The sequence below is a fragment of the Faecalicatena faecalis genome (genome assembly GCF_012524165.2).
Lineage (GTDB): Bacteria > Bacillota > Clostridia > Lachnospirales > Lachnospiraceae > Faecalicatena_A > Faecalicatena_A faecalis.
Window position 1 is genome coordinate 20,052 of the sequence record NZ_JABACJ020000042.1, and the last position, 18,994, is coordinate 39,045.

The following is an 18,994-nucleotide window of genomic DNA, read 5'->3' on the forward strand; positions in this document are numbered from 1 at the left end:
CTTATGCTAATTCTTCCTAATCTCTTTCTTTTAGTTCCAGACCAAAAGTCCCGTCCTGCACAAACAGTCTTTTATCCATCTCTTTGAGATCTGGACTTATCAATGGCTCGAAATCCATCCTATCCAATATCTGTGTTTGGAGGTCAATTCCAGGTGCGATTTCAATCAGTTCCACACCCTCCTTCACAAGACAAAAAACCGCTCTTTCCGTAACGATCAGCACTTCCTGCCCCTTCTTTCTCGCCATCGGACCGTTAAAGGACAACTGCGCCACTTTCTTTACCATCTTGCGGATTCTTCCTTCTTTCCGAATCGTGAGCTTCCCATCAGAAAATTCATATTCTGCACCGCCTGCCGTGAAGGTTCCCAAAAAGACGACCTTCTTTGCATTCTGCGTAATATCGATAAATCCACCGGCCCCGGTACAGCGAGGTCCCATTTTCGTAGAATTGACATTTCCATCCTCGTCCAGTTCCCCGAGTCCCATATAGGTAATATCCACACCGGCACCATTGTAATAATCCATCTGTTCATGATGTCCAATCATGGCATACAGGTTCTGCCCGATTCCAAAATCGATTCCGCCAGCCTGTACCCCTCCATAGATGCCGGACTCGACCGTAATCATAATGTCATCAGAGACACCTTCTTCATTGCATACTTTTCCTACCATATCATTCGGAATACCAGTTCCCAGATTCACGACTGCACCATGGTACAGCTCCTGTGTTCCACGCCTTGCAATAAATTTTCTTTCATTAAAAGGTGCTGGCAAAATATTTCCCTGAGGCACCCTGGCCTGTCCACAGTAGGACGGATCAAAATACCAGGAAGAGGTCTGCCTGTGGTCCTCCATCGGATTCTCACACACGACGATATCATCAATAAATACACCTGGCACTGTAACATCCTTCGGATTGATGGTCCCTGTCTGCACCACCTGCTTCACCTGCGCAATAACTCTTCCACCATAGCGCTTTGCCGCCAGGACCGCCGGAAGCACCTCCAGCTTCATGGCCTCCTCAGTGGTCGTGAGATTTCCCATCTCGTCACATACCGTACCACGAATCACGCAGACATCAATCGGAACCGCTTTATAGAACATATATTCTTCATCATTATAAGTAAGGATATCTACAATATCCGGCAGAGGCTTGGTGCGTTCATTCATCTTGCCGCCTTCAATACGCGGATCAATAAATGTCCCCAGCCCTACCTTAGACATCTTTCCCGGCAGCCCACACGCCATGCTCCTGTACAGTTGTGCAATCTGTCCCTGTGGCAGACAGTACGCTTCCACCTGGCTGTTCGCAATCATTTCCATCCATCTTGGCTGCAGTCCCCAATGAGAACCTATGATCCTTGTGACCATCCCTTCGTGAGCCAGATGCTGGATGCCATCTTTTCTGTCGCTTTGTCCGCAGGAATGCAGAAGTGTCAGTCCTGACGGATGTCCTGTATTTAAAAAGGAGGCTTCCAGCTCCTTTAAAATCGACTCGCTCGCACTTACAAGAGTCATGGCAATGGTACAGATTGTATTTCCATCCTTTACCTTCGCCGCAGCCTCTTTTGCGCTGATAAAATTTGCTTTCAGCATATCATCAAATTCCTTTCTCAAACAGTGTCCTAATCGTTTTCTTATCGGTCTTAAGGCCCGGCGTCTTGGGAATAGCATCCATAAAAATCACCTTCTCCGGGATTTTAAACCTGGCAATCCTGCTTTTTAACTTGGTTATCAGCTCTTCCTGCGTAAGCCGGCATCCCTTTTCCAGCACTACCGCCGCTGCCGCTACTTCTCCATATACCTCATCCGGGATTCCCACGACCGCCGCATCCTTCACGCCTTTCAGGGAAATGATTTCATCCTCCACGTCAGTACACCAGATCTTTTCCCCGCCTCTGTTGATCATGTCCTTTTTCCGATCCACGATAAAAACATACGAATCTTCATTGATGTATCCCATATCCCCTGTATTGAGCCATCCATCCTCTGTTATTAAGGGGGACTTCATCTTATAATAATACTCACAGATATTGGTTCCCTTAAAATAAATCGTACCGACTGTCCCATCCGGTACCTCCCTGCCTTCCTCATCCAGAATCTTCACCAGAAGACCCGGGACTGGCTTTCCAGAAGAGCCGGGATAGATGCTGGTAGCCGCATCGTAAGGAAATACAGTTCCCGGAGAGGCAGTCTCTGTCATTCCATAGACATTCTGAAACTTCATCTCCGGCATCCAGCCATGCAGCCTCTTCATCGTCTCCACCGGCATATAACTGCTGCCACATGCCAAGGTCCGAATACTGCTAAGCTTTGGAAATTCCTCCTGATAATCAAGCAGCAGGGCAAATACAGTTGGTGAACCATGCATGAATGTAATTCCATGCTCCACGACCCCTTCCAAAATCCGCTTCGCATCATACCGTTTATACAGATATATGGTCCCACCGATATAGACAAACAGCCCCAAAAGTGCAACCAGCCCTGTGATATGGTAGATCGGCACCGGAATAATCGTCTTATCCTCCTCCCCCAATTCCAGGAGGCGCTCATATACCATCACTGCATGATTCACATTGTAGTTTTTCAGGATGACGCCCTTACTGGCCGAGGTAGTCCCGGAGGTAAACATCAGAATCACTTCATCCTCTGGTCTTCCTAAGCCCTTTGTATGCTTCTCCTCAGGCAGGTTCAAATAACCAAAGCCGTAGCCATTCTCCTCCCCCCTGGTCAGTACCACCACAATTCCCATCTCTTCATAGACAGGTGTCCATTTCCCATAATCCTCACTCACCAGAATACAATGCAGATCTGCTTTTTCTACCAATGCCTGTATCTCAGGCTCCCTATATTTTGTAGGAAACGGGACAGCGACCGCCCCCAGCTTACATACTGCATAAAAAGACACTGCAAATTCAATCCCATTATTTAAAAGCAGGCCTACATGGCATTTCCTCTCCACATGCAGCACCTCTTTCATATATGCCGCCATCGAATCCACCATCTGTAAGAACTCCCGATATGTAAAGCTGTTGTTCCAGTTATCGCACAACCCTGTCTTATCTGGATATCTCTCTGCTGTTTCTTCCAGCATTTCGTAAAAACTATTCTTCATATCTGGAAATGTATAAACGGTACGGTCCCCGAACTGTCTTTCCTCCATATCTTTCTGAAACCATATGTTCCATACATCTTTTCCTGCTAACATGATCTACACCTCATTTTTTCTAAAGCCGGGTCTTACTCTTCGCTCGGCTTCTAGTACCTCCCCCGCTAAGGCAAGGTAGATACGGTCTATATCTTCTTCCTTTAATACTTTTTCCTGTTTATCATGCAGTCCTTTCACTGTCTGATAGACTTCTTTCCTTTGAATGACCGGAATTTCCTTTTCTGCTTCCTTCCAACGAATGGTACTGGTATTCGGGAAGACTACGACTGGAAATGCCGGGATTTCCTCTCCTCTCAGCTTCTGGAAAAGCTTCTTCTGAAAATACCGGACCTCATCCATTGGATTCTTCATAATCTTGATTTCTACTTTCGGCTTCTCACCTTTCTGCTTCGTGACCATTTCATATTTAAAATCACCTCTGGCGGATGCCTCGATGTCACCGGTCTGTTTCTTAATATCCAAAAGATACATGCCGCTCGTCAGAATCAGCACCACATAAGCCTGGGGCGTTTTTTCTCCCTTTGGAGCGGCCAATTGATAATAAATCCTGTGTTTTCCAAGGCGGGAGTCCAGAAAATAACTTTCTGAAAGCTTTGAGAGACTCTTCTTTCTCATCACATATTCCAGATAATTCGAATAGATTTCTTTATAAATGCTCCTTCGGAACAGATACCAACCGCTTCCGCCCTTTATAAGCAGAATGATCCCAACGACCAGGAGAAGCCCCGGCAGCAGATCAAGCCATGCATCCTGCATACTCCCACCTCACTTTCTTTTATAATTAATCCAGCTCTGGTCCCTGATATTTTTCAAAATCATATCTTCCACTGGAACCGATCACTCTCATATAATCTTTAATGAAATCTTTCATGGCATTCTGTGCAGCAATACACAAGTCCATATAATCAATCTCAGGATTTTCTTCCAATGTTTTTGCAGTTGCGATCCTAGCATGTTTAAATAAATCTGTGCAGACATTAATTTTATTAATTCCACATGCAACTGCCTTTTTAATATTTTCCTCACCCGCTCCTGAACCACCGTGGAGTACGAGAGGCATATCCAATGTTTCTTTTAATAGTTTCAGCCTTTCAAAATCAAGCTTCGGAACGAATCCCTTCGGATAGCTCCCATGGGCCGTACCGATTGCCACTGCCAGACAGTCGCATTTTGTTCTCTCTACGAACTCTTTCGCCTGCTGTGGATCGGTATAGAGATCCGCTTTCTCGTTATCCGCATCCTTGGCCATTCCCACGTGTCCCAGCTCGGCTTCGCAGGAAAGTCCCATTCCATGGGCGAGGGAAGCGACTAACTGTGTTCTTCTTACATTTTCCTCGAACTCATAACTGGAGGAATCGATCATGACACTGGAAAATCCAAACTTCATCGCATTTGTGATATCCTCCAGATCTGCACCATGATCCAGGTTGAATGCGACCGGGACAGACACCTTCTTAGCCATTCCTTTGATCATCGGAGCCAGAATATCACCGTGGCCATGAGCTTTCATCTGACGCGGAGAAATATTGATAATGACTGCTGATCTCTCCTCCTCTGCTGACTGGATGATTGCCTTCGCCTGCTCCATATTCACACAATTGATTGCCATGACTGCATACTGGTTCTTATGTGCATGCAGCAGCATATCTTTCATAGATACATACATATTTTTTATCTCCTATCCCCTGAATGATAGAAAGGAAAAAGCCGGGTAAGCTTCTTCCTTTCCTGTTTTTACAATGTACTAAATAATAGAAACGATATCGTCTTCGCTTTCAACGTATCCTTCCGGCAGCGGTTTTCTTAAGATTGCATACAGAACACCTGTGATGCATCCGCCCAACAGCCAGTATCCGATGAACATCAGCGGATTAGAGGTCATTGCAATAACAAATGCCCCACCATGTACAGCCGGAGATTCCAATGCGGAAATCATACATAGACCACCTGTGATCGCTCCACCTGTCATACAGGAAATAGCAACACGTATCGGATCTTTCATCAGGAATGGGATAACACCCTCCTGAACATAGCAGCAGGACAGAATGAATAAAGATTTTGCCTGCTCTCTCTCTCCATCTGTAAATTTCTTCTTTCCGCCGATGAAGCAAGCCAGACCGATTCCCAGAGGAGAAGTCATACCTGCACACATTTTAGCGGAAGTAGGAATTAAGAAACCATCTGCATTCAGTCCATTAACGAACAGGGCTGCTGTCTTATTGATCGGTCCGCCGTGGTCAAAGCAGATCATAGCACCGATTACTGCACCAAGTAAGAATTTAGAACCACCGCTTAAGGAGGTCAATCCTGCTGTTACCCATTCCATGAACAGACGAATCGGCACACCAACAACATAATACATCAATAGACCACAGACTAACGTCGTAACAACCGGAATGATCAAAATAGGCATGATGCCCTGGATTGCCTTCGGAACTTTAATCTTTTTTATTGCCAGTACAAAGTAACCAACCATGATACCGCCGACAACACCACCAACGAAACCAGTATTGATTGCACCTGCCAATGCACCCATTACAAAACCTGGTGCAAGACCCGGCTTATCTGCCATCGCATAGGCAATAAATGCTGCGATGACCGGAACTACGAAGTTCATCATGTTCTGTCCAAGAAGCATGATCGCTTTTGCTAAAGTATCGATCTGATCCATATGGTTTCCGATATCATATCCGCCCATCGCCTTAGCAATCGCCTGAATCACACCTGCACCTACGATGACAGGAATCATATAGGAAATACCTGTCATAATAGAATCTCTTAAAAATGCACCCTGACTTTTCTTTTTCGTTTTTCTCTTTATCTCTGCCATTATTCCAACGCCTCCAGTAATTCTTCAATTATTCCATCTGCATCCTTGATTGCCTCGCTGACACCAACAGTCAGTGTTGGAAGGTCATCAAAACGTTCCCCGTTCTTGATTCTTACATCACTTGCGACGATTACACCGTCGGCTCTTTTCAAGTCTTCTTTTGTGATTTCATTCTCTACGCCTGTTGCTCCCTGGGTTTCGATCTTGATTTCCAGGCCCTTTTTCTTAGCACATTTTTCCAGATTAGATGCTGCCATATAGGTATGTGCGATTCCTACCGGACAACTTGTGACTCCCAGAATATACATACTTACTCTTCCTCCTTTTTTGATGAAAATAAATCTTCGATTTCCTTTACAGTCCCTGCACTTTTCAGTGATTCACGGAAATCATCATCCATCAGATTCGCAGCCAGCTTAGAAAGCATCTTTAAGTGTACGTTATCTGATGTGTTTGGTGCGGCCAGCATAATCACATAGTCAACCGGACGTCCATCCAGCGTTTCCCATTCAACCGGATTTTTTAGTTTTACCAGTGTAAATGCTGCCTCTCTGACGCAGTCGGATTTGCAATGGGGGATTGCAACGCCATTCCCTACCCCTGTCGAGAACTCGGCTTCTCTTTCGTAAAGTCCTTCTATATATCTGTTCAGGTCATTTACTTTACCTGCATCATACATCATCTTACCAAGACCCTTTAACACATCATCCTTTGTCCTGGCGTCAAAATCAAAACTTACTAATTTCTCGTCAATCATTTCTGCAATATTCATGTAACTAATTCCCTTTCTTTTATCTTCCTAACTCTTTTTGAAAATCTCTATCTCATGGAACTTTCTTGCTTTCAATACTTGTTCGGTATCTTTTAAGTTTCTTGTCAGATCCAGTATTTCTCCAAAAATTCCTTGGAAATGGTTATCCACATTGGCATTTAAAGCAAGCATGAACACGATCTGTACCTTTTCATTTCCCCAGGTAATCGGTCTTTGTAATGTCAGAAGACCAATCCCCTGTTTTCTGATATGTCCTTCAAATGCATGAGGGATTGCAATCAGACTGCCTATGGAGGTATCGGAAAGCTTTTCTCTCTCGAAGATGGAGGCTACATATCCTTCATCTACATATCCCTCCCGGCACATCCGGCCTCCAAGAAGTTCTATTACCTCTTCCTTCGATTTCAGATCACAATTAAGAATCGAAATTTCTTCATGCAAAAATCCTTTCAGGTAAGAATATACACATCGTTCTTCATCCTGGCGGTTTTCCTTCTTATGGATATACTTTTGAACCCTGCGTATATCTTCTTCATTCAAAACAGGCAGTACCTGTATCACATCAATCCCATCCAGATAGAGCGGAATCGTGGAAATCACAAAATCCTGATCCTCCTTTGTGAGGCCTTCCGCCATATTACCGGAAACAATGCGTTTAATTTCCAAATTTGGGAAGACCCTCTTTAATTTCATAGAAATAAACTGTGAGGTTCCTACTCCAGTCATGCACACGATAGTTGCAGACAGGTTTCTTTTATTCTTCTGGGCCATCCGTTCTATGGATGCACCGATATGGAAGGTGATATAGCCGATTTCATCTTCTGTTGCCTCGATTCCATATCGCGAGTTGAACTTTGCAATTAAATAAGAAGCAATCTCGTATTCATAGAACATTTCCTTTTTCACAGACTCCAGAATGGGGTTCGCCAGATACATCTTACTCTGTATCCTATGTACCATGCATTCCAGATGATCGAACATGGCACATGCCAATTCATCGTCATCTTCCAGATCCAGGTGGTACTTTTCATCCAATTGTCTTAAGATATCCATCATAAAGTCGAACATCTCTGGTGCCCGGGAGCGCAGTTTGACTTTATCATTCTCCTTCCTCATCGGAATCAGGAAACGCATCCCCTGTAGACAAGTAATCAGATAAGAGACCTCCTCCTTAGGCATCTCGATCTGCAGATACTCTGCAATCTGTTCTTTTAAGAACTGACTGACGAACCACTCTTTTCTTTCTACATTCGAAGAGATATCTCCCTCATTTTCTATCAGACAACTTATCTGTATGCGCTGAAGCATCACTGCTAACTGCAGAAGAAATTCATCGAACGAAATATCCGTCAATACAAAATGGAATCTTTTTTCTGTCCCCTTGACAATCTCCCTGAGGGATCCAAGGTCCACATGTTCAAATAGAGGCTGTATCTTCTCCAATGCTGCATTTCCGGGACGGCCTGCTGCTTTTTTAAGTGCATCGACCAGTGCTAACCGGATCTGCCGTTCAGAGCCTTCTGCCTTCACTCCATATTTCACCTTTTTTGTGAAGGTAATTCCGAACTTCCTCCAAAAGTCTTCCAGTTCATTCAGATCATTGACAACTGTACCTTTACTTACGAAAAACGTGTTGGACATCGCTTCCATGGAGGTATACTCTACATTATTAAGAAGCTTTGCCGCTATGTAATACTTTCTGACTTCTGATGAAATATAGGAATCCTGCTCTTCGTAAAGGGCCGTTTTTAGAAACTGTTCTCCTTCTGTATCATAATCAAGCCAGAGCCCCACACCTTGTTTTGTTCGGATATAACAGGAATGTTTTTCTAACTCCTCATTAATCTTCTTGATATCCGTTTTGATTGTCCTGGGACTTACCTTTAGTTCCGCAGCAATCTGTGATGTGGTAAACTTCGTTTCATTTTTTAAGAGCAAACTTAATATTTTCTTTTCTCTTGGTAAAAACATTTGACCACCTTTCCTTGCTGTTTGAGCATATTATATCTGCCGTCCAGCCGTTTTTACAAATCATATAATTGCACTTGCATTGCAAAACTTGGTGCAATTTTTGTCTAATATTTGGTGATTTACGCAGTTAATTGATTATTTATTGTTAATTATGTCCAGTCAATAGATTTTTTCACCAAATCAGCATTTCCACTTTTGTGCACACTGTCTAGTTTATAAAAATTTTATACTTTTTACAATTTTATTTCACTTACTTAGTGCAATTTTTCGATTATTCATTTTCACAAAGAATACTTATAATGAAACCATAGCAAAACAAAACTCACATTTATATAATGTAAGATTGATTCTAAGGAGGTTCGTACATGATTAATTTTGAATTTTACAATCCAACAAAGGTAATCTTTGGAAAAGGCGTTGAAGCTGAGGCTGGAAAAGAGATCAAGGCACTCGGCGGACACAAGGTACTGGTTCATTTCGGTGGAACATTTCTACAGGAAAATGGAACGCTGGACAGAGTCCACCAGGGGCTCAAGGATGCAGGTCTGGAATATGTAGACTTAGGAGGGGTCGTTCCGAACCCGCGTCTCGGACTTGTTAAAGAAGGAATTAAACTCTGTAAAGAGGAAGGAGTTGATTTTCTGCTTCCAATCGGAGGAGGAAGTGCAATCGATTCAGCTAAAGGAATCGGTTATGGACTTGTGAATGATTTTCCTCTGGAAGACCTGCTCCTTGGAAAAGTCACCACAGATAAGATTGCACCGATCGGATGTATTTCCACCATCGCTGCTACCGGCTCTGAGACAAGTAACTCTATGGTAATCACCATTGAAGACGGCATGCTGAAACGCTCCTATAACCATGACTGTGCAAGACCTAAATTTGCGATCATGAATCCAGAGCTTACTTATACACTGCCAGTTTACCAGACTGCCAGTGGTGCATCTGATATCATGATGCATACTATGGAACGTTATTTCACGAATACCCCAGATGTTGATCTGATTGACCGTATGGCTGAAGGCCTGCTCGTCTCTGTCCGCGAAGCCGCAAAGGTAGCTGTCAAGGACCCAGAGAACTATGAAGCACGTGCCACACTGATGTGGGCAGGAAGCCTTTCCCATAATGGACTGACCGGAACAGGACGTGTGTCTGACTTCGCATCCCATAAGATCGAGCATGAGTTGGGCGGTATGTTCGATGTTGCACACGGGGCAGGCTTATGTGCAGTATGGGGAAGCTGGGCAAGATATGTATATAAGACCAATCCGGCAAGATTTGCACAATTTGCTGTTCGTGTATTCGATGTAGCCGAGAATTTCTATGATGCTGAAACTACCGCACTCAAGGGAATCGAGGCATGGGAGGACTGGTGCCGTAAGATTGGAATGCCGACAAATCTGCGCGAACTCGGTATCACACCGACAGATGCACAAATTGAAGAATTGGCAGAAAAATGCGTTGCAACAGGCGGCGGACATGTAGGATTCTTCCAGACCTTATACAAAGATGACGTGATCAAGATTTACGAGATGTCCAGATAAAAATCTGCATATAGCAATGTAAATGAAGGGATAGCTTTGTTAAAAATGACTCCTTTTTGATAAGAATGAAGATTTGACGATTCTTATTGAAAAGGAGTATTTTATTTCCGCTATAAACAATTTGTATTGCATTGACAATTCGCGAAATATATCTTAACATGAAAAAAAGAATTTATTTCTAAGTACCCCCTTTTAGCGAAATAGTGGTGATCATATGAGAAAATTGGTAATGATTGTATTCGTTTTTATTTCCCTTTCCTTTATAGGATGTCAGCGTCTCCCAAACAAAAATGAGAAAATAATTGATATAATTGAACAATTTCGTAAAGGCAATTATGAGTATACTCTGAAAGGTTACAGCTATGAACCAGGGCAAGGAGAAAAGTGCTTATACGAGATGCAAGGGAAATTGATTTCAGACCCATATCAACAATATGAAAAAGGAGATATGGAGGAAGTCTATGCATATGAAAAAGAAGGCAGCACTTATCGAGATATAAAACTCAGCACAAACGATGGAAAAAACAAATATATAACATATAAAGCTGAAAAAGGAAGTGAGTTATATATCCGAGATAATCTTAAATTTACATATATTCGTGATGAAAAAGTTGACGATTGTAAATTATCTGTATTTTCATCTGAGTATGAAAAGGAAAATGTAATTGCAGATAGTAATATGAGAATAACTTTGCCTTGTACAATTAAATTAGAATATTATGTTGATTTAAAAACGGAAGTTGTCCAGAGAATCATCGTAGATCTCACTGAATCTGATAAAGTCGATGAAATCGGAGGACTTATACTAAATGGTATCACCGAAGATGATGCCAAAGAAATTGTTGATGCACGCAGCAACATGAGTAGTATGAAGGTGGTAATCGACATCAAAAATTTTGGTGGAGATATTAAAATTGATCATCCACATTAAAAGTTAAAAAGTGCCACAAACCCAGCATTTTCAAAGGGTTGTGGCACTTATATATTCCCACATATGTCAAAAACAGAATTATAAATGATAAGGTGATAAAAGTATAGTGACCCAATAATTGAGCACTTACAATGATATTATTTCATCAGTCCTTTTAATATTTTGATATTCTTTTTTCAAAATGAATAATGACAAACTTAATATTAAAAAAAGAACAATTATAATATGATATCCTATATTTTTGTCTTCTACATTCACGCCCTGTGTCCCATAATGTGACATTGTATCAAATGCGCTATGTGCCAATCCACATAACCAGACATTATTGGTTCTCATATATACATATCCAAGAAAGATTGAAAAACTAATTGCAAGCAATATTCTGAATGGAATTTCCCATAATTTCAAATCATATACCGTAAACCAAAGTGGTATATGCCAGTATTCCCATAATATCCCTAATAAAATCACACCCGCTCTTTTTCCAAATTTCTTCTGCATAATGGGCTGCAAATCCCCCCTCCAGCCGTACTCTTCCCCCAAAACTCTTATACCACTGCCAATGAATATAAAAGCTATCATCAATACATTACCAATAAGGCCAAATATCATGGTGTTATTCTCTTTTAAATATGGCAGCATATCTAAAAAAGCCTTTCCTGTCATTATTACAATAAAGAGCACAAAATCTTTATGTACAAGTTCAAATTTATAAAATGGCTTATTTTCATTTCGACCTCTTGTTTGTCGCACCAATAATATGATACTGACGACAATTGTGGCATACTCTCCTAACAGCAGAATTCTACTTTCATTGATTCCCGTAATAATTTTGATGATAATTATAATTCCATAAAACATACAAAAACCTGGGATTACAGAAGGTATTGATTCTATCTTATCATCATGACTATACCTTTTTGCCAGAAACACGCCACTTGCTGGCAGCAATACCATCTCTCCCATAAATAGATTAGGATTTAAAAAGGCATTCCTTAACAACAGGATTCCTAAAAGATAGTTAATACCATATGTCACTAAAAAAAATATACTAAGCTCACTAATTTTTTTATTCATATTTCCCCTCACTGCCCACTTTTAGCAGTATTTCTTCTTAGTTAAATGACGAATTGGCTAATTTAATTTTTAAATTCAATATCTTTCTTTTATCATCATATCATAATTTTATCATTAACGTATTATTTTTCTTTTTCCAATTCCAGATTTACGTAATAACAACAATTCTTCCAATCTGTAATGATATGGTATATTTTTTCTATTTTGCCAGATACTATCCTTAATCATGAACTTAAAGGAGACGTTATTATGGATAAGGTAGAAAAGATGAAACAGGAGAAACAGTATGAGCAGTACGTCAAACAGAAGACGCCCGTCCACAATGTCTATGTCAATATGCTTAAAGCCTTTATCACTGGGGGAATCATCTGCACGATTGGGCAGTTTATTTACAATTACTGTGAGCTGCAGAAGCTTTCAAAGGAAGAATGCGGCGGCTGGACCTCCATGCTCTTAGTCCTTCTCAGTGTCATCCTGACCGGAATCAATCTTTATCCTAAGATTGCAAAATGGGGTGGTGCCGGTGCACTGGTCCCGATCACTGGTTTTGCCAACTCTGTGGCAGCCCCGGCCATCGAGTATAAAAAAGAAGGACAGGTCTTTGGTATCGGCTGTAAGATTTTTACGATTGCCGGACCTGTGATACTATATGGAATCTTCACGAGCTGGGTATTGGGATTTGTCTATTGGATTTATAAATTACTCTGATTGGAAAAAACTTGAAATATTTCTATAAAAATAAGAATCTGGTGTTGATGTCAGGAGGTTGTCAGCACCAGATTCTTATTTTATGCTGTAGTAAACGATCAATAGAGCGTTCTATAGAGCCAATATTAGAAACCGTTTCCAAGGAATTTTTGATCATCTCCCGGTCCTATTTTTCTGATTACTCTGCAGGGATTTCCGCATGCCAGGACACCGGATGGGATATCGCTTACTACAACACTTCCTGCTCCGATGATCGTATTGTCTCCAATCGTCACACCGGATACGATCGACACATGTCCTCCGATCCAGACGTGATTTCCGATATGGATGGGAAGTGCGTACTCTAATCCCTCATCCCTTCGTACCGTGTCGAATGGGTGTCCGGCCGCATAGATTCCACAGCTTGGGCCAATCATGACCTCATCTCCAAAGGTGACCTCATTTCCCGCCAGAATGACCAAATGATAGTTCGCAAAGAAATTTTCTCCTAAGGTAACGCGCCCCCAGAAATCACAGTGAAAAGGTTCCTCTATCCGAAAATTCTTCCCTGTCTTTTTCATTTCCCTGCGTATCATTTCTTCCCGCTCTTGAACTTGGCAGGGCCGCAGTTGATTATATGCATAGCTTAACTCCTGGCTCCTCTCTCGTTCCTTCTGCAGACTTTCCTCTTTTGCATAATAAAGCATCCCGGCAAGTGCCTTCTCCTCTTCGGTCATCTTTCTTCTCCCCTTATTCTCTTAAAATTCAAGCTCATATAATGTTCCTATTTCCGGTGAAAGCACCTCACATCCGGTCTCTGTCACTGCGATTCCCTTTTCCCAGCGTACACCGAATGTTGCCGTAGAAATAAAGGTGTCGATCTGGTATGTCATATTCGGTTTCAATCTATAATCTGAACTTGTCTCCACCCACGGCGCCTCGACCTCGATCATGCCGGTCCCATGGAGCGGACCATATACAAAATGATCCTGATAACCGTGTTCTACATAATATTGATAAAAATTCTTTGCAATTTCGGATGCCTGAACTCCGGCCCTTACCTGATTCTGTGTCCATCTATGTGCCTCGAGACCGAACATTACGGCATCTCTTCTTGCTCCCTCCAGTTTTCCTAGTACGATAGGATATCCTATGGATGCAGAATATCCGTCGATTCTTGCAGACAGATTAAGCTGTACAATATCTCCCTTTCGAAATTTCCGATAGGAGGACCTGGAAATCGCATGCCTGGTGGAAGCTTCTGAAAAGACATACATGGGAAGTCCCTCATATTCTGCACCATTTTCATAAATCACACGCTCTGCAACCCCTACCATCTGTAATTCTGTCATGCCCGGCTGTATTTCCCGGATGACCTGTTGTGTAGCGAGCTCTGCGATACGGTATCCCTCTTTCAGACATTGAATCTCATTGACTGATTTGATAGAACGCAGCTCTACCATAATATGATCCGCACGTACAATCTCAGACTCTGGAAATGCTGTTTTAATACCCTCCATGATCACCACTGAAGTATCCAGGTAACTTGCCACTCCGATCCGAAGCTTTTTCCCTGTGATTCCAAGTGCATGAAATACATCCTGATATGTATCTGCCTGTAATTCAGGATATGCCGGATCTGCTCCCTCCCTGTACTCTTTTAGTACAAAGACCTTGTCCAGCCTGGAACGGTCAGCTCCGAACTCACGGCTTTCCGGCCCCACCAACAGGGCAGCCTCTCCATTAGGTGCGATCGCCACTCCTGCTCTCTCGAACAGCGGCCAAAATCCAGAAAAATACCTGGCATTTGCGTAGTCTGCCTCATTAGAATTGACGATCAGTGCATCTAATCCTTCTCTCTGTAATATTTTTGCTGCTCTGATTACTCTCTCTTTATATTCCTCATCTGGAATATATACGTTTCCGTGCTCTCTCATTTTATGTTCCTCCTTAAGCTGGGCCGCAAATGATGTGTCCGGCCATATTTTATTTTGTTCTTCTTTTGTTTCTGTCATATTCCACATGCATATCCAGGAGTTGTATAGAACGCTACCTCCCTTGTCTCTGCTCTTCCATACTGTGCCACTACAGGAATGTCGCTCTCTATCATGATTGCATACTGTTCTCCTACGACTGCTTTATTTTCCCCGAAAATCTTCTGCTCATTTGTCTTGATACAGCGTACCCGTTCTGCCTCTATTGTGATCTTGGTTGCAATTACAGGCGGCCTGTCTGTATAAAAAAATTTGACTATTACATGTGCATCCAGATCTCCTGTATTCAATATGATAATCGATTCATGCCCTAAAATACTGTTGACACCTTCCGGTGGACACTCTGCATCTGGAAAAATCCATCTCTGTTTTCCGAATTCCATCTTTGTATCTCCCTGTGTTCCTAATCATAAAGGTTCGGTGCGATTTCTGCGTCATCCATATTATCCGCATCATACCAATAGCAGTCTGTTGTGATATCCTTGACCTCTTCGCCCTCTGCAATTTGATACAATGTTTCTACGGTCTTCTCTCCCATTTCCACTGGTGACTGAGTGATAGCACCATATAACAGTCCATCCCTGACTGCCGCCTTAATTGTCGTTCCTGCATCAAACCCGACTGCAACAACTGTGTGATCTGGATCATTTCCCAATACAGACAGATTGGAATTCGCGGTCAGGATTCCCTCTGCTGCAACCTGATTAGAGCCGAAAATCGCAATCAGATCACTTTTGTTCAAAAGGTTGGATGATTCTGTTGCACACAGCTCCACTGTTGTCTGTGAAGGCACAGCTACCTCAAAGATGATATCCGCTTCACTTTCTGGAACCCCATCCACATTACAGTTCTTTACAAAATAATCGTTTCCGATCACCGCAATCTTTTTCCCATCTGCAATTGCCAGTTCACTGAACTTATCTATAAAACCAAGTCCTCTTGAACTGATGCTTTCAGAGGTCGACTCCTGATTGACCTCTCCAATTCTGACTGGCCCTGGTGCAGCAGCAATTCTATCTTTTAGACCTGCATATAAATTCTCTGCTGCGAGTTCTCCAGAAGCATAATTATCACTGGCGATCGTACAGTATACGGCCCCATTTGGCGCACTCTCTACGCCTGAATCAAAACAGACCACCGGCACTTTCCTGTCCAATGCGGTCTGAAGCGATTCATGTACGGAGTTCTGATCGCATGGTGCAATTGCAATACCGTCTGGCTTACTGTTGATGGCATTATTCAGCATATTCACCTGATCTGCAATATCAGATTCTGAATTTGGCCCTGTGCAGACAACTTTGATACCCAGCTCTTCTGACGCTTTGTTAATCCCCTGGATAGCTGCCTGCCAGTATGTAGACTGGTAACTCTGCACGATGATCTTGAACTGGTATTCTTGCTTCGTCGTGCTCTTTGCAGAAGGACTTTCTTCTTTCGTATCCGCCGTACCCTTCTGGCATCCCCCAGCCAACCCCGCAATCATACAAACCGCTAATGTCAGGGCTATTTGTTTCTTTTTCATGTGTGCTCCTCCTTTACTTTGGTTGTTTCTATCCCTCTTTGAATCTGCCCTCATTTTATGTTTCAGTCGTCACATAGTCAATTGTTTCACTGATTATTTCACCAAATTCAATTTAAACGTTTTACTATTGTTTACTTCACTCTCTGTTTGTGATATGTTAAACACAACTACTAAACTTCATTCAGTGAGAGGAGAAGTACATATATGGCTACGATCAAAGATGTTGCCTCATTGGCAGGTGTTTCCATTGGTACAGTGTCCAATTATTTAAATCATACAAAGCCCGTAAGCAGAGAAGTTTCAGAGAAAATACAGCAGGCCATAGATCTGCTTAAATATACCCCGAACCAATATGCCAAAAATTTGAAATCGAAGTTAAGTACGGACATAGGAATTATTCTGCCCAGTTTAAATGATTCCTATTATGTGCAGATTTTCCAAGGAATCAAATCCTGCTTTCAGAACACAGATTATTATATGAACCTGGCTTTTTCAGAGAATATCCCTGAATTCGAGACCAATATTGTCACAAGCCTTTTAAAAAAACAGATCTGCGGATTATTCCTCGTATCCTGCCAGCCGGATAACTGGAAATTCTACTATGACAATCTGATTTCCAAACATATCCCTATGGTTCTGATCGACAGGAATATCCGCAGCCTTGATACGGACTTCGTATCCTTTGACAACCGAGTCCTGCTCAAAGACATGGTAGAATCCCTGCTAAAGATGGACTTTAGACGAATTTACCTGATATCCGGTCCCGAAAAATTTGACTGTGAAGCGGCATGTATGCGGGGGTTTTGCGATGCCTATAAAAATTATGGGATGAATCTGGATGAGAAATTTTTTATCCAGACGGAACTAAGTAAGGAAGATGCGTTCAGAAAGACGATTAAACTTTTGAATGCAGAAATCCCTGAGGTCATTGTAACCACGTCTGAGTCATTGACCGCGGGAGTCATAGAGGGGATTACTATCCTCGGTTACACCACAGATGATATCCCCGTATTTACATTAGGTGAGGAGCACTGGAATCTGCATACCCATTCTTTTTCCTCCGGTTCCACGGTACGGCCTGCAATTAAGTTAGGACAGACTGCCTCCAGGCTCCTGATAGAACAGCTCAACTCCCCTCTTACCAAAGAGACGGAACGAGTCATTTTAAGCGGGCGGAAATTCAGTAGTATGTCGCAGCCGTCTTCTGGAATCAGAGTTTCACCAAAGAGCATGTGTATGCCTGAAAAAGAGGGCTCATCCCCTCGCCGCATTCGCGCATTATTACTGGACACCCCGCAGGTACATTATCTTTTGAGACTGCTTCGGAATTTTGAGATTCGGACAGGAACAACAGTCGAGGCTACCATTCTGCCCCATCACTTCCTGTACGAGACTATTTTAGAAAATCATAGCTCTGGTCAGGAGAATCCTTATGATGTCATCATGTATGATATCCCTTGGATGCCTTCTCTTGCCTCCGAACACATATTGGCTGATATTTCGAAAGAGATAAGCTCTCTCGATACCAATATATTCCTGCCTGACTGCCTCAAATATTACAGTATTTTCAGCGGACGCTTTTATGGCATACCTTTTATGTACGCACCACAGATTCTCTATTACAGGAAAGATCTGTTTGAAGACCCGGAACTTAAGGCAGATTATAAGAAAAAGAATAAGATCTCCCTTCGCCCGCCAGTTACATTGAAGGAATTTAATACAATCGCGGACTTCTTTACGAATAAAACTTCTGCGATTCCATATGGGATTTCTGTTCCCACCGCATACAGTGAATGCCTGACCCCCGAAATCTATATGCGCCTGCGCGCTTTCGGCAGTAATCTCTTCACACCTTCTGGACAGGTATGCCTTGATTGTGACCAATCGCTCAAGGCCTATATCAATTTTGTCCGCTCTATAAAATATGCCAAGCCCGATTATAGGACTGCAACAGATAACAGTGCTGTGGACGATTTTCTGGCAGGTGAAACAGCGATGCTGATCTCCTATCCCTCATTTCTCAGGGATGTCACCGATCTGCGCAAGAACAGTATTGTTGGTTCCATCGGATACCACCTGATACCCGGACGTGCCCCTTTGCTTGGCGGCTGGAGTCTGGGAATCAGCAGCCAGTCTAAGAACAAGGATGCCGCATTTGAATTTCTAAAGTGGACATGTGAAAAGCAGATTACGAATTATTCGATCCTAACAGGCAGTCTGCCCGCTACGAATAGTTCTTATCTGAATGATGAATTGGGAGAGCTCTATCCCTGGCTGCCTCTGTATCACGACATTTATAAGTATACCAAGCCCACATTTCCACCGAAGCTTGCTAATAACAAGGTAGTGCCCCAATATGAAATAGATGAAATTGTCTGTAAATGGATTTATAAGCTTCTTGAATCAGAGATAAAAGTCCAGGAGACCATTACTAATACACATGAAGAATTAAAAGAATTGGTACAGAAATATCTCAAATAGGATTCCAAATCAAGC

At 42.5% G+C, this 18,994-nt stretch carries 17 protein-coding genes; 4 read left to right on the forward strand and 13 right to left on the reverse strand.

The window, feature by feature from the left end:
- Nucleotides 1-16: 16 nt before the first annotated feature.
- The 8 genes from HGO97_RS22970 to HGO97_RS23005 form a co-directional block, all read right to left on the reverse strand.
- On the reverse strand, nucleotides 17-1,597 hold the full coding sequence (locus tag HGO97_RS22970) for an acyl CoA:acetate/3-ketoacid CoA transferase (protein ID WP_216245519.1): 1,581 nt from the start codon (nucleotides 1,595-1,597) through the stop codon (nucleotides 17-19).
- 4 nt (nucleotides 1,598-1,601) lie between these two features.
- Nucleotides 1,602-3,209 carry a class I adenylate-forming enzyme family protein gene (locus HGO97_RS22975; protein WP_216245520.1) on the reverse strand — a complete coding sequence of 536 codons (1,608 nt, stop codon included), beginning with the start codon at nucleotides 3,207-3,209 and terminating at the stop codon, nucleotides 1,602-1,604.
- A gap of 3 nt (nucleotides 3,210-3,212) precedes the next feature.
- A complete protein-coding gene (locus HGO97_RS22980) occupies nucleotides 3,213-3,926 on the reverse strand; it encodes a nuclease-related domain-containing protein (protein WP_216245521.1) in 714 nt (237 codons plus the stop codon).
- Nucleotides 3,927-3,951: 25 nt separating this feature from the next.
- Nucleotides 3,952-4,836, reverse strand: a complete 885-nt coding sequence (locus HGO97_RS22985) for a class II fructose-bisphosphate aldolase (protein ID WP_216245522.1) — start codon at nucleotides 4,834-4,836, stop codon at nucleotides 3,952-3,954.
- 78 nt (nucleotides 4,837-4,914) lie between these two features.
- Nucleotides 4,915-6,000, reverse strand: a complete 1,086-nt coding sequence (locus HGO97_RS22990; RefSeq protein ID WP_216245524.1) for a PTS fructose transporter subunit IIC — start codon at nucleotides 5,998-6,000, stop codon at nucleotides 4,915-4,917.
- Complete coding sequence (locus HGO97_RS22995; protein ID WP_216245526.1) at nucleotides 6,000-6,308, reverse strand: PTS fructose transporter subunit IIB; 309 nt, start codon at nucleotides 6,306-6,308, stop codon at nucleotides 6,000-6,002. Before HGO97_RS22995 ends, HGO97_RS22990 begins: the two co-directional genes overlap by 1 nt.
- A 2-nt stretch (nucleotides 6,309-6,310) precedes the next feature.
- The gene (locus HGO97_RS23000; protein ID WP_216245527.1) at nucleotides 6,311-6,772 is read right to left on the reverse strand and encodes a PTS sugar transporter subunit IIA; all 462 of its coding nucleotides are present in this window, start codon (nucleotides 6,770-6,772) and stop codon (nucleotides 6,311-6,313) included.
- Between the two features lie 27 nt (nucleotides 6,773-6,799).
- The gene (locus tag HGO97_RS23005) at nucleotides 6,800-8,743 is read right to left on the reverse strand and encodes a BglG family transcription antiterminator (protein ID WP_216245529.1); all 1,944 of its coding nucleotides are present in this window, start codon (nucleotides 8,741-8,743) and stop codon (nucleotides 6,800-6,802) included.
- A gap of 365 nt (nucleotides 8,744-9,108) precedes the next feature.
- Here HGO97_RS23005 and HGO97_RS23010 point away from each other — a divergent pair, with 365 nt between their 5' ends.
- Nucleotides 9,109-10,287, forward strand: coding sequence for an iron-containing alcohol dehydrogenase (locus HGO97_RS23010; protein WP_216245531.1), 1,179 nt, complete (start codon nucleotides 9,109-9,111; stop codon nucleotides 10,285-10,287).
- 214 nt (nucleotides 10,288-10,501) lie between these two features.
- Nucleotides 10,502-11,218, forward strand: coding sequence for a hypothetical protein (locus HGO97_RS23015; RefSeq protein ID WP_216245533.1), 717 nt, complete (start codon nucleotides 10,502-10,504; stop codon nucleotides 11,216-11,218).
- A gap of 126 nt (nucleotides 11,219-11,344) precedes the next feature.
- Here the strand turns inward: HGO97_RS23015 and HGO97_RS23020 are convergent, their stop codons facing one another.
- Nucleotides 11,345-12,295, reverse strand: a complete 951-nt coding sequence (locus HGO97_RS23020) for a CPBP family intramembrane glutamic endopeptidase (protein ID WP_216245535.1) — start codon at nucleotides 12,293-12,295, stop codon at nucleotides 11,345-11,347.
- Between the two features lie 249 nt (nucleotides 12,296-12,544).
- On the opposite strand from HGO97_RS23020, the gene HGO97_RS23025 reads away from it, so the two are divergent.
- Nucleotides 12,545-13,003 carry a SpoVA/SpoVAEb family sporulation membrane protein gene (locus tag HGO97_RS23025; protein WP_216245537.1) on the forward strand — a complete coding sequence of 153 codons (459 nt, stop codon included), beginning with the start codon at nucleotides 12,545-12,547 and terminating at the stop codon, nucleotides 13,001-13,003.
- Nucleotides 13,004-13,128: 125 nt separating this feature from the next.
- Here HGO97_RS23025 and HGO97_RS23030 read toward each other — a convergent pair whose 3' ends face one another.
- The 4 genes from HGO97_RS23030 to HGO97_RS23045 form a co-directional block, all read right to left on the reverse strand.
- Nucleotides 13,129-13,719: a sugar O-acetyltransferase gene (locus HGO97_RS23030; RefSeq protein ID WP_216245539.1), complete on the reverse strand. Its 591-nt coding sequence runs from the start codon at nucleotides 13,717-13,719 to the stop codon at nucleotides 13,129-13,131.
- Between the two features lie 21 nt (nucleotides 13,720-13,740).
- Nucleotides 13,741-14,919, reverse strand: coding sequence for a M24 family metallopeptidase (locus HGO97_RS23035; RefSeq protein WP_216245540.1), 1,179 nt, complete (start codon nucleotides 14,917-14,919; stop codon nucleotides 13,741-13,743).
- A 74-nt stretch (nucleotides 14,920-14,993) separates the two neighbouring features.
- A complete protein-coding gene (locus HGO97_RS23040) occupies nucleotides 14,994-15,359 on the reverse strand; it encodes a sensory rhodopsin transducer (RefSeq protein ID WP_216245542.1) in 366 nt (121 codons plus the stop codon).
- Nucleotides 15,360-15,379: 20 nt separating this feature from the next.
- On the reverse strand, nucleotides 15,380-16,498 hold the full coding sequence (locus HGO97_RS23045; RefSeq protein ID WP_216245543.1) for a substrate-binding domain-containing protein: 1,119 nt from the start codon (nucleotides 16,496-16,498) through the stop codon (nucleotides 15,380-15,382).
- A 204-nt stretch (nucleotides 16,499-16,702) separates the two neighbouring features.
- On the opposite strand from HGO97_RS23045, the gene HGO97_RS23050 reads away from it, so the two are divergent.
- Complete coding sequence (locus HGO97_RS23050) at nucleotides 16,703-18,979, forward strand: extracellular solute-binding protein (RefSeq protein WP_216245544.1); 2,277 nt, start codon at nucleotides 16,703-16,705, stop codon at nucleotides 18,977-18,979.
- The last annotated feature ends 15 nt before the right edge of the window (nucleotides 18,980-18,994 follow it).